The organism is Lacinutrix sp. (genome assembly GCF_037625555.1).
In the GTDB taxonomy this organism is placed as follows: Bacteria; Bacteroidota; Bacteroidia; order Flavobacteriales; family Flavobacteriaceae; genus Lacinutrix.
In genome coordinates this window covers 1-12615 of record NZ_JASJHV010000131.1, presented here as the reverse complement: position 1 = coordinate 12615, position 12615 = coordinate 1, and the positions used below count along the sequence as shown (strand labels likewise).

The window sequence follows — 12615 nt, the reverse complement described above, 5'->3', positions numbered from 1 at the left end:
GGAGGTCTTAAAGGTATCATACCAATCCATGAAACCTAAAGTATAACAGGTTTGACTATAGCATGTTAAAAACAAAATTAATGCTAGAAATAAATCAGATGGATTTCTTTTTTTTAAATATCTAGTGAACAAGAGTACAACAAATATTAATCCTTGAAAAACAAGAATTAATAGAGGCAAACTCCAACGATTAAAATCTGGAAACACGTATTACTAATTTAGAAATCTAAAATAGTACTATTATCTTAGTTTAGGAAAGTCGATAGGACTCATTTCGTGCATTACCGCATAAATGGCTTCATAAATATCTTCTGCAGATGGTTTAGAGAAATAATCTCCATCTGTTCCATAAGCAGGTCTATGTTCTTTTGCTGTAACCGTTTGTGGTGCGCTATCTAGATGTTTATAACCGTTTTGTTTGTTTAGTATTTGGTCTAGCAAATATGCTGAAGCTCCACCAGGAACATCTTCATCAATAATCATTAAACGATTTGTCTTTTCTAAACTCTTTACAACATCATGATTTAAGTCAAATGGCAATAAAGATTGTGCATCTATTACTTCAACATCAATACCAACTTGTAGTAATTCCTTGGCTAAGTCTTGTACAATTCTTAAAGTAGAACCATAAGATAATAATGTAATGTCTTTACCTTCTTTTACTGTTTCTACAACACCAATAGGTGTTTTAAATGCTCCAAAATTTGTTGGTTTTGGTTCTTTTAAACGGTAGCCATTTAAGCATTCTACAACTAAAGCAGGTTCATCGCTTTCTAATAAAGTATTGTAAAAACCAGCTGCTTTAGTCATGTTTCTTGGTACCAAAACATGAATACCACGAATTAAGTTTAAAACGCCACCCATTTGAGAACCAGAGTGCCAAATACCTTCTAATCTATGTCCACGTGTACGAACAATTAGTGGTGCTTTTTGGCGACCTTTTGTTCTGTAGTGTAAAGTAGCAAGGTCATCGCTCATTATTTGAAGCGCATACATAATATAATCTAGATACTGAATTTCTGCAATGGGTTTTAAACCTCGCATTGCCATACCAATACCTTGACCAATAATTGTTGCTTCACGAATTCCAGCATCTGCAACACGTAACTCACCATACTTTTCTTGTAATCCTTCTAAGCCTTGATTTACATCTCCAATATTACCAGCATCTTCACCAAAAATTAAAGCTTCAGGATATTTATTAAAGATAACATCAAAATTATCTCTTAAAATAACTCTTCCATCTACTTCTTCGTTATCTGAACTATAAGTTGGAAGTACTTCTTCTACATTTTTAGTAGCATTTTCTGTTTCGTTATTTAAGTGCGAACTGTATTTTGGTTGTACAACGCTAAAATAAGTGTTAATCCATTGTAATAATTTTGATTTAACTGAAGAGTCTTCAGAAACAACATATCTTAAAACACGTCTAGCAGCAGAAACTACATCTTTACGAGCAGGTTCTAAAATAGCTAACATGTCGTTATTTATTTTCTCAATAAATACTTTATTAGCGCTTGTGTTTGCTACTTCAGCAATTATTGCAGCAGCCTCCATACGTTCTTCTAGAATAGGATTTAAATACGCATTCCAAGCTGCTTTTTTACCTTCTCGTACAGCTTTTTTAATGTCTTTTTCTAGTGTAATTAATTCTTGGTCTGTAGAAATCCCAGTTTCCAACATCCATTCACGTAATTTTACATTACAGTCTGTTTTTGCTTCCCATTCTAAACGCTCTTTGTTTTTGTAACGTTCATGAGAACCAGAAGTAGAGTGACCTTGTGGTTGTGTTAATTCGTTTACATGAACTAAAACAGGTACATGTTCTGTTCTTGCAATTTTTGCAGCTTCTTGATAGGTTTTCATAAGCGCTACATAATCCCAACCTTTTACACGAAGAATTTCGTAGCCTTTAGTTTCATCATCACGTTGAAAACCACTTAAAATTTCAGAAATGTTTTCTTTTGTTGTTTGGTGTCTTGCGTGAACAGAAATTCCATACTCATCATCCCAAACACTAATTACCATTGGTACTTGTAATACACCTGCAGCATTTATAGTCTCGAAAAATAAACCTTCACTTGTACTTGCATTTCCAATAGTTCCCCAAGCAATTTCATTTCCTTTGTTGGAAAAGTTTGTAGTATCTATTCCGTTTACATTTCTGTATATTTTAGATGCTTGAGCTAAGCCTAATAATCTTGGCATTTGGCCTGCTGTTGGCGAAATATCTGAGCTTGAATTTTTTTGTTTTGTTAAATTGTTCCAATTTCCTTTTTCATCTAAACTGAAAGTAGAGAAGTGTCCACCCATTTGGCGACCACCAGACATTGGCTCTAATTTTATATCTGTATTTGCATATAAACCAGCAAAAAATGTTTCTATGTTTAGTTCTCCTATAGCCATCATGAACGTTTGATCTCTGTAGTAACCAGACCTAAAGTCTCCATTTGCAAAGGCTTTTGCCCAAGCTAATTGTGGTACTTCTTTTCCATCACCAAAAATTCCAAATTTTGCTTTTCCAGTAAGTACTTCTCGACGACCAAGTAAACTACATTCTCGACTAGTAACAGCTACCTTGTAATCTTCTAGAACTTGTGCTTTAAAATCGTTAAAAGATAACTCTTTCTTTAAGTCTGGATTATTGCTCATGATTTTTAAATTTTGAAAAACAAATTTAAATAATAAAACTGATTTTAGCAATACGAAACTATCTTAAAAAAATGCAAATTATTTAATAATATGACAATATAAATAAGAATAATTTATAATTCTATAATAAAATAAAAATCTATTGAGGATTACTCAAATTTTTAATACCATCTTCTTGTAAATAATGAGAGTAATGTTTTAGGAGATAGAGTCACAATAAAACGAATACTTTGATCGTAATTTGGTTGTGCAATTTCCCATCCTAAGTTAGAGTAAACTGGAAGGTATAATTCGAAATAATCTTCTACTAAATTTAAGCGTATACCAGCATCGTATACAAATATTGGATTAGTATTATGGTTTTTAACTAAACCTAAATCTCCATAAGCCATAATGTAACGCCAAATGGTAGTACTTGTATTTGCGTTTGTTATCCATTGATTTGCAAAAGCTGGTTCGAGTTGAGATTTAAAACCTCCTTCTGAAACTACTAATTGTTGACTTAACAATCCTGCTTCTTCAGAGCGACCAAGATAATCGTAATCGAATAAATAATCTGTAGGCCTATCTAATGCAAAACTAAAGAAGTTTGTAGTTTCATATGTTTTGTTGTATAAAAACGTTCCTGCGAATAATCGTAAATTGTATTGTCTATTACCTTCTGTTAGTTTTCTAAACTCTGCAGTTGCTGATAATTTACCAAAGTTTCTGGACAATTGTAAATCTGTATTCCAAGAACTAAAGTTTTTTAAATTTGGGTCACTTTCTCCATATTTAACGTTAAAAACACTGTATTTAGGTTCTCCGTCTGTTTCAAATTCACCAGTTAAATCTACCTCTCTATCAATATTTACATATCTAAAGTTTAAATAACTTCTTCTGTTGTCTCTTAAATTGTCTGGATCTCTAAATCTAAAATTTACATAAGGTGTGTATGATGTATAAGATAGGTTAGGAGCATAGTTGTAATATTCACCACCAATACCATATTTAGTATAATAATTTCTAGAATTTTCTCTACGATCTGCATAACTTACTAATGCACTTCCTACTAACTGTTTACTTTTTATGGCATATTTAGGGCTAATGCGATATAAAAAATTTTTAGTTAAAAGTGTTTTGTTATATAGTTTTAGTCCTGGTGAAAAGCCATCGTAAAAGTTATAGGCAAATTCTGGCATAAAAAAGACTTGGCTATAGTTTGGGTCTTCTATATCCTTGAATAATCTAAATTGAAGCGGCTTGTTATTAGCTAAAAAACCACCTAATGATTTCCAGTTGTTCCTTAAATTCATTTCTGGAATTGTAGTATCGAAATTAAGCGCTAGTTTATCTGCTTGATTGTTAGTAATTGTAACTGTTTTATAACCTTTAAATCCTTCTATCCATTGTTTAGACAAAATGCTATCATCTTTAATTGTAAATAAAGATATTGGCATTAAATGGTCTTTTTTATTTTTAATGGTAATGGTTAATGAGTCTTCGCTTTTTTCAACCCTTTTAATTTTAAAGTCAATTTTCATACTGCTACCTAAATAATCTTCAAAAAACCAATCTATATTTTTTGTCGTCTTTTCTTTAATGTAGCTTTCAAAGGCTTTAGAAGTAGTTGTTTGTAACTTGTTTTCATTTAGAAATTGAGTTAGCATAACATCCATTGCATTTTTCTCCATATATTGGTCTAAATAATTTAAACCTACTCCAGCTTTATATTTGTTAGCAATATTTTTATTAAATTTAAGAAGCGAATCTTTAGGCATATCTAATGGCTGATCTATATTAGAACGTGCCATATGCATATATAAGAAATTGTATTGATCGTTAAACTTTAAGTCTGCTGCGTGAAATGCTCTAAATCCCCAAATGTTAGCAAGATTTCCTAGAATTTTCATGTCTGGATAATTTTCTTCTACGTATTTCATTAAATAATACGTTTGTATACCATCTATTATCCATTGGTCTTCTCTAGGGTTTATTAGTAAAGTGTTTTCAAGATAGTTGTGTAAAGTTGTTTTTAGTATTTTTAGTTCATATTGAAAAGTGTCTGAAAACGGACGCACAAAATCTGGTAATAAGTTTAAACCGTAGATTGGGTTCTTTTTGTAATCTATTTTAGAGAGTAATACTTTTTTATGTGGATAATCTCCAAGATTCTCTGTTATAAAACCAGCAATTTTGTCTGTAATGACAGCAACTTCAGAAGGTTTTAGATTTTCTTCATCTATGTTAGATTCTAAAGTAAAATAATCTGTTTCTACAGTTTTGTAAGTGTCTCTTTTGTTTAGAAACAATTTAGAGTTAATACGATTATTTCCTTTAAATTGTGATAATTTAGTTCCGTTTCCATTTACCTGTTCGGTATAAATCTCATCTAATTCACTTATTAAATTATAATTATTTGGATAGTTAACTTTTAAATTAATATCTGCTATAGGAACATAGGCATCATCTAAATTTTTATTGCTAAAATAGTGCCATTCACCATTAAAATAGGCAGGAGTAATATACCAATATCTTAAATTATAATCGCCTTCGTTAGTTAAACCATAGCTTGTAAACTTATCGTTAGCGACTCTAATAATATAATTAAGTTTAAGCGTGTAACTTTCATTTGGCTGTATTTTTTGTCTTAATGCAACTTTAATTATATCTGGGTTGTTTTTTACTCTTGTATAGTTTGTTTCTGTATCGTTTTCTTTAATAGAATTAATTATGGTAAAACCACGATCTTCCTCTTTAGCAAAGTGAAAAGTGTTTTTAAATTCATCTGCAAATCGCTCTGCCAATGGTGTATCTTTTGCAGAGTAACTATGGCTCCAGTCTGTTAAATAAATAATATCTAAAGCAACATTAGAGGTGTTTAAGTATTCTATTGTTTGCTCTATACTAATGCTTTTGTTTTCTACATCGAAAATAGCATTAATATTAAGTTTGTTTTGGCTTGAAGCCGAAAAACAAAGTAATAGACACAATAAAAAGGAAGTGAAATTTAGATTCAATTGACTTTTACAAATTTTAAAGGTTTAACATTAACACCATTTATTGCAACATAATACATTCGGTTTGAATATGAAGATGTATTAATAATTAATTCTTCATTCTCATTAATAGAAACGATTTCTACTATTTGTCCTAATGGATTATATATACTTACGTAATTAGCAAAAGTTGGTTTTCTATTTGCTTTAATTTTAAGCTTATTTTGAATAATATTTGTGCCCAATATCTCAAAAGTTGTTGTGTTTTCTACAAATTCATCAACGCTTAAAAGGTTTTCTATGGTAGTAATATTTATTGTAACGGGAAGGTGATCGCTAAAATTGTGTAGTGCGTTTCTAATTGTAAAATTATAGTCGTCTCCAGCACAGTCTGCAGAATTAATAGCATTATTATAACAATTAGTATTGGCGTTATTTCCAAATACTTTGTAACTACCATTTTCAAACTCTAGTTCTGGATTGTTTTGCATGTTTTCTGAGGTGAGAATAAAATCGAAACGATCATCGAAACCACCAGCAGCTCCACCTAAAGAAGTGGTTGTTCTTGTAGATTGCGAAAACACATCTACATAGTTACTATTATTATGCCAACTACCTATCCTATTTGCTGGATCTATAAATGTAATATTGTTATTTGTGTTTAAAAATTCTTGAAATCCAGCTTCGCTGGAGGTATAAAAGTTAAAATCTACTCCAAATAAAAAATATTCTGAACTTGAAAACGTACTTAAATACGTTGTTAAGTCCTGAGCCATTTGATTGTGTATTGCAGCATTTGCAGTACCACTAGAAGCTTTTAAATGAGCAACAATTACATTTAATAAAATTGGATTTGTATTTTGGTTTACTGTATTTAATTTTAGTACATAATGATTAAAATCTCTATAAATTGTTGTTACTTCTGTTTGAGATTCTAAACTAAATTTAGTGTTATCGAAAAAAATTAAATTTTGTAAATCATTTTGATCACTTATGGTATAATCTGATGTGTTTAAAACAAAATTTGCCATTTCGTAATTAACATTAATACCATGTTGCATCATATTTAATACCATGGTTGCACCACCTAAATTATTAAGTTTGCAAACCATAAATAAGTCAGGTTGATAATTGTCCAAAATCAACTCTAATTCATTTAATATTGAAGAAGCAGGCTGTTGCAAAGGAAAATTAAGCAAGTTGTAAAACATAGCTTTAATGGTTTCTTGAGCAAAAGAAATATTAAAACTAAAAGCAATAAAAAATAAGATTAAGTAAACTTTACTTTTCATATTAAAAGCGACTATAGCATTTTAGAAATTAGGACTTAATCCATATTCTTTATAGAAAGAATCTAAAATACTTACAACTTCTTCTTCTGTGTCTACTAGGTGAATTAAATCTAAATCACCTGGACTTACATTACTAAATTTATCTAACATTGTTTCTTTAACCCAATCCATTAAACCAGACCAAAAATCTGTACCTACTAAAATGATTGGAAATTTTTCAATTTTATTAGTTTGAATTAATGTTATAGCTTCAAACAACTCGTCTAAAGTTCCAAAACCTCCTGGCATTACTACAAATCCCTGAGAATATTTTACAAACATTACTTTTCTAACAAAGAAATAGTCGAAATCTAAACTTTTATCGTTGTCGATATAAGGATTATCATGCTGCTCGAATGGTAAATCTATATTTAGCCCAACCGAAGTTCCACCAGCTAAATGTGCACCTTTATTACCAGCTTCCATTATTCCAGGACCACCACCAGTAATTACACCATAGCCAGCTTCGCAAATACTTTTTGCAACGCTTTCTGCTAGTTTATAATATTTATAATCTGGTTTTGTTCTTGCCGAACCAAATATTGAAACACAAGGTCCTATTTGGCTCATTTTTTCAAATCCGTTTACAAACTCTCCCATAATCTTGAATATTGCCCAAGAATCGTTTGTTTTATTTTCATTCCAACCTTTGTGGTGTTGTTCTTTTCTCATTTATATTGTTTGTTTTATTTCTAAATATCTTGTAAATTTCTTAAAAAGAAAGCTAGCTAATTTAGCTCTTTTTTTAAAAACTTTGCGGTATAACTTTTTTTATGTTTTGCAACCTGTTCAGGTGTGGCTTCTACTATAATTTGTCCGCCTCCTTGACCACCTTCATAACCAACATCTATAATATGGTCTACAGTTTTAATAACATCTAGATTGTGTTCTATAATTAAAACGGTATTTCCTTTGTTTGCTAATTTGTTAAGTACAATCATTAACACACGTATGTCTTCAAAATGTAATCCTGTGGTAGGCTCATCTAATATGTAGAATGTATTTCCAGTATCTCTTTTACTTAGTTCTGTAGCAAGTTTAATACGTTGTGCCTCACCTCCAGAGAGAGTAGTACTTTGCTGCCCTAAAGCAATATAACCTAGACCAACATCTTTAATGGTTTTAAGTTTTTTATGAATTTTAGGAATGTTTTCAAAAAAGTCAACACCCTCATTAATGGTCATATTTAAAACATCGCTAATACTTTTGCCTTTGTATCTAATCTCTAAAGTTTCGCGATTAAATCGTTTGCCGTGACAGGTTTCACATTCTACATAAACGTCTGGCAAGAAATTCATTTCAATAACACGTAATCCTCCACCTTTACAAGTTTCACAGCGTCCACCAGTAACATTAAAACTAAAACGACCAGGTTTATAACCACGTATCATGGCTTCTGGGATTTTAGAAAAGAGACTTCTTATTTCTCCAAAAGTACCTGTGTAAGTTGCTGGATTACTTCTTGGTGTTCTACCAATTGGAGATTGGTTAATATCTATTACTTTATCGCAGTGTTCTAGGCCTTTTATACTCTTGTAAGGCATTGGCTTTTTAACACCATTATAGTAATAAGCATTAAGTATTGGGTAGAGCGTTTCGTTAATTAAAGTAGATTTTCCACTTCCTGAAACTCCAGTAACACCTATCATTTTTCCTAAAGGTAATTTTACAGATACATTTTTTAAATTGTTTCCAGTGCAGCCTTTAAGTTCAATAAATTTTCCGTTGCCTTCTCGTCGTGTTTTAGGTATTTCTATTTTCCTTTTGCCATTAAGGTATTCTGCGGTTAGTGTTTTTTCTTTTAATAATTGTTTTGGTGTACCTTGACTAATTATTTCGCCACCATGTTTTCCTGCTCGAGGACCAATATCTATGACATGGTCTGCACGTTCAATCATGTCTTTATCGTGTTCTACAACAATTACTGAGTTTCCAATATCCCGAAGCGATACTAAGGAGTTTATTAGTTTTTCGTTATCACGTTGGTGTAACCCAATACTTGGTTCGTCTAATATATAAAGTACTCCTACCAGCTGTGATCCTATTTGAGTTGCCAAACGAATACGTTGCGCTTCTCCTCCAGAAAGAGATTTAGAGCTTCTGTTTAGTGATAAATAGGTTAAACCAACATCTAATAAAAATTGTAGTCTAGCTTTTATTTCTTTAATTATTTCTTCAGCAATTTTTAGTTGTTTTTCTGAAAGGTTTTCTTCTAAGTCTTTAAACCATTCAGCTAAATCTACAATGTCTTTATTTGCTAGTTCTGCTATGTTTTTTCCTGCAACTTTAAAGTATAACGATTCTTTTCTTAAGCGAGAACCATTACAAATAGGACATTTTATCTTGTCCATGTATTCTTTTGCCCAACGTTTTAAAGATGTAGATTCTGCATTTTTATATTGGTTGTCTATAAAGTTAGCAACACCTTCAAAATCTATTTTATAATCTCTGGTAATACCTAATGTCTTACTTTCTACAGAAAACTTATCATTCCCACCATATAAAATAATTTGTTTGGCTTCTTTCGGAATGTCTTTGTAGGCATCTGTCATTTTAAAATTAAAACGTTCTGCTATTAATTCTAATTGTTTAAAAATCCAGCTTTTCTTTTCTGGACCATGTGGTGCTAAAGCTCCATTTTTAATAGATAACGAATCGTCTGGAACAATTTTACTTTCATTAACTTGATATAAATTCCCAATACCATTACAATTGTTACATGCGCCTTTTGGAGAGTTAAAAGAGAAATTATTAGGTTCTGGATTTGGATAAGAAATTCCCGAACTTGCGCACATTAAACTACGACTAAAATAGCGCGCTTCTTGAGTGTCTTGGTCTATTACCATTAATATGTCATCTCCATGATACATTGCAGTATTTATAGATTCGTCTAGACGTTTATCGTTTGCTATGCTATCTTCTATTTTAAGTCTATCGATAACAATTTCAATATCATGCATCTTATAACGATCTAGTTTCATGCCTTTAACTAAATCCTTAATTTCTCCATCTGTTCTTACTTTTACAAAACCTTGTTTAGCAATTTGCTCAAAAAGTTCTCTATAATGCCCTTTTCTAGAACGTACTACTGGAGATAATATGTTTATTTTTTTGCCTTTATAGCTCTCTATTATTAGCGTTTTAATTTGCTCATCGCTATAACTCACCATTTTCTCACCAGTGTTATAACTGTAAGCATCACTTGCTCGTGCGTAGAGTAATCTTAGAAAATCGTAAATTTCTGTAATAGTACCAACCGTAGATCTAGGCGATTTACTTGTTGTTTTTTGTTCAATAGCAATTACAGGAGAAAGCCCATCAATTTTATCAACATCTGGACGTTCTAAACCACCTAGAAATTGTCTGGCGTAAGCCGAAAACGTTTCGATGTAACGACGTTGTCCTTCAGCATAAATAGTATCGAAAGCTAAAGAAGATTTTCCGCTACCAGATAAACCTGTAATAACAACAAGTTTTTCTCGCGGAATAGTTACATCTATATTTTTTAAATTATGTACTCTGGCACCTTGTACCTCAATGTTTTCTTCAAAATTTGTCATAGCAATTGAACAATTCTACTCATTTTAAGCAGATTTGCTAAGTTAAGGCTTTTATACTTCTTTTTTAAATGGATTTAGTTAGGATTTTATTAAAATTGAATACTATTGTTCGTATTTAATTTTTAACTTCGAATATTAATTATCTTATAATATTAAGAATTACGTTCTCACGGAAAAACAAAATAAATTTATATAAAAATACTAGGAATAGGTTGAAGAATAAACCATAAAAATTACGGAAAAGGAGTGGTGACTAATGTAGATAACCAAAATTATTGGGTAACTTTTATAGATAATGGTTTGGAAGTTATACCATTAAACGAAGATGTAGAGGTTATTGAAGCTGCAGATAACGAAGTGGATACTGTAATCCTTTTTGATATTGAAAGTAGCCTAGTTCGTATTTAAAAAAAATATAGTGATGTATCTGAAATTTTCCATATTGGAGATAAATGGAAAGGCGGAAAACTAATTTTAGAATCACAAGACACTAACTTAAAAAGCAAAGAAATTAAAATTGATGATTTCTTTCATAAAATTACTATGGTTCGTGATCTTCTTCGTGTTATGGAACAAAAAGTAAACTCTAGTAATCTTGAAGAACAAGAAAAGATAGATTTACAACAATATCTTACGCGTATTTATGGCAGTTTAACAACTTTTAATGTTTGTTTAAAGTGAAAGAACAACATTTTATTGGGCAGAGAACTAAGTAGTCATTAGAATTGACCTTCATCTATTGCGATTATTTTATTATTTGTGTCATACTTAAAAGTGTGAGTCCAATTTAATTTGGTGTGTAAAAAACGTAAAATCTTTAGTGAATCATTTAATTCTGAGCCTAAAAAAATAATGGCTTCCTCGTCATTATCTTTAATTCGATTTACATTAACTTCAATCTTTTTAAAACTGAATTTAATGGGCTTATTATCAAATGATATTTCTATAAATGAAATTTGATAATTATCGAAACTATTAGCAAAGACTTCTAATTTATCTCTTTTTGAAAGCTTGCTTTTAAAATATTGGCTATTTTTTTTGGTTTTTAATGCTGTATTAATAATTGTTTGGTTAATTTATTTTTGGCTGTTTTGTTTTCAGAATATCCAGTTTTAATCCCTTCAATTTCTAACCCTAAAACCAATAGTTTATGAAATATCGGAAGCATTACTCCAGTATTTGTTGTTGTCCAATTGCTCCATGTTGCTTCTAATCCGTCTATTGGTAAAATTGAGGTCCACATTTGGAAGCTTTCTGGTTTACCTGTTTCATCTAAATGCCACAAATAAGAGTCTCCAGGTATCGATCCACCAGAAGTATAGGTTACTAATAGCGCGTTTTCTCCGTTGTCTAATGCAACCAGACTTCGTTTTGTGCCTTTATCGAATACTTTGTAAGGTGCAACTAACCAGAAAGAATCGTTATTAAAATAACTTATAGCTTTTTGTATTATTTCTTTGCTTTCTTTTCCTTCAATCTTTATTTCATTTTGAAACGCTTCGCTTTTTGTATTGTTATTTAAATCTAAAAAGACTCTGTAGTTTTTCCAATATACCTCACAAGAATTTTCTGTTTTGTTCCATTTATAATGATGGCGTTTTTTAAAGGTGAATTCTATGTAATCTGTTGCTTTGTATGCATCGTAATTTAATGCATCAAGCATTTTATTAGCTATAATATCTGCTTGCTCAGTATCTTTTCCAATAGGTAATTGTTCATTGTATTTAAAGTAAATAAAGCCAAAGAGTAGAAGGGTAGGCAAAGTGAAAAATATAACGATTACAGTTATTGTTTTTATAACTCTTTTAGGTGTTATTTTTTTTCTTTTTTTCATTTTATGAATATAAAAAATATTTAACAAATTTAAGATATTAATAACTTAACACTTATCAAAAACGCCTGAACTTTCGTTCAGGCATTTTTTAGTTTTAAATATTATTTACGAGTTCCTTTTATCGTTTCAATGTAAAGTGAGCTCTCAGAGATTTCTTTTGGTCAGTACCAGGTTCTCTATATTCTACAGTAAACCAGTAGTCACTAGTTGGCATTGGGTTTCCGTTGTAGGTTCCATCCCATCCTGCGCCTGTTGGGCTT

General features: G+C 30.8%; 9 protein-coding genes. 2 read left to right on the top strand and 7 right to left on the bottom strand.

The genetic code is table 11. The annotated features are described in order from the left end of the window. Nucleotides 1–240 precede the first annotated feature (240 nt). From QNK89_RS10970 to uvrA, 5 genes are all read right to left on the bottom strand, one after another. A complete protein-coding gene (locus QNK89_RS10970; RefSeq protein WP_340171113.1) occupies nucleotides 241–2652 on the bottom strand; it encodes a thiamine pyrophosphate-dependent enzyme in 2412 nt (803 codons plus the stop codon). A 161-nt stretch (nucleotides 2653–2813) separates the two neighbouring features. After that, nucleotides 2814–5624 (bottom strand): metalloprotease, encoded by a 2811-nt coding sequence (locus QNK89_RS10965; protein ID WP_340171111.1) that lies wholly within the window; start codon nucleotides 5622–5624, stop codon nucleotides 2814–2816. A gap of 23 nt (nucleotides 5625–5647) precedes the next feature. After that, a complete protein-coding gene (locus tag QNK89_RS10960) occupies nucleotides 5648–6922 on the bottom strand; it encodes a hypothetical protein (protein ID WP_340171109.1) in 1275 nt (424 codons plus the stop codon). A 21-nt stretch (nucleotides 6923–6943) separates the two neighbouring features. Further along, the gene (locus tag QNK89_RS10955) at nucleotides 6944–7633 is read right to left on the bottom strand and encodes a TIGR00730 family Rossman fold protein (RefSeq protein WP_340171107.1); all 690 of its coding nucleotides are present in this window, start codon (nucleotides 7631–7633) and stop codon (nucleotides 6944–6946) included. Nucleotides 7634–7689: 56 nt separating this feature from the next. Then, nucleotides 7690–10521 carry an excinuclease ABC subunit UvrA gene (gene uvrA, locus QNK89_RS10950; protein ID WP_340171105.1) on the bottom strand — a complete coding sequence of 944 codons (2832 nt, stop codon included), beginning with the start codon at nucleotides 10519–10521 and terminating at the stop codon, nucleotides 7690–7692. 246 nt (nucleotides 10522–10767) lie between these two features. Here uvrA and QNK89_RS10945 point away from each other — a divergent pair, with 246 nt between their 5' ends. Both QNK89_RS10945 and QNK89_RS10940 read left to right on the top strand, forming a co-directional pair. Then, a complete protein-coding gene (locus QNK89_RS10945; protein ID WP_340171103.1) occupies nucleotides 10768–10929 on the top strand; it encodes a hypothetical protein in 162 nt (53 codons plus the stop codon). Nucleotides 10930–11064: 135 nt separating this feature from the next. Next, entirely contained in the window at nucleotides 11065–11202 is a 138-nt protein-coding gene (locus QNK89_RS10940; protein ID WP_340171101.1) for a hypothetical protein, read from the top strand. Nucleotides 11203–11566: 364 nt separating this feature from the next. Here QNK89_RS10940 and QNK89_RS10935 read toward each other — a convergent pair whose 3' ends face one another. Both QNK89_RS10935 and QNK89_RS10930 read right to left on the bottom strand, forming a co-directional pair. Beyond that, a complete protein-coding gene (locus QNK89_RS10935) occupies nucleotides 11567–12355 on the bottom strand; it encodes a hypothetical protein (RefSeq protein WP_340171099.1) in 789 nt (262 codons plus the stop codon). A gap of 118 nt (nucleotides 12356–12473) precedes the next feature. Continuing rightward, a partial coding sequence (locus tag QNK89_RS10930) for a T9SS type B sorting domain-containing protein (RefSeq protein ID WP_340171115.1) occupies nucleotides 12474–12615 on the bottom strand: 142 nt, incomplete at its 5' end.

Bases quoted from the DNA above. Each gene is read 5' to 3' on its own strand.
- QNK89_RS10935 (WP_340171099.1), bottom strand. From the start codon at position 12,355: ATGAAAAAAAGAAAAAAAATAACACCTAAAAGAGTTATAAAAACAATA.
- uvrA (WP_340171105.1), bottom strand. From the start codon at position 10,521: ATGACAAATTTTGAAGAAAACATTGAGGTACAAGGTGCCAGAGTACAT.
- QNK89_RS10940 (WP_340171101.1), top strand. From the start codon at position 11,065: ATGGTTCGTGATCTTCTTCGTGTTATGGAACAAAAAGTAAACTCTAGT.
- QNK89_RS10955 (WP_340171107.1), bottom strand. From the start codon at position 7,633: ATGAGAAAAGAACAACACCACAAAGGTTGGAATGAAAATAAAACAAAC.
- QNK89_RS10960 (WP_340171109.1), bottom strand. From the start codon at position 6,922: ATGAAAAGTAAAGTTTACTTAATCTTATTTTTTATTGCTTTTAGTTTT.
- QNK89_RS10970 (WP_340171113.1), bottom strand. From the start codon at position 2,652: ATGAGCAATAATCCAGACTTAAAGAAAGAGTTATCTTTTAACGATTTT.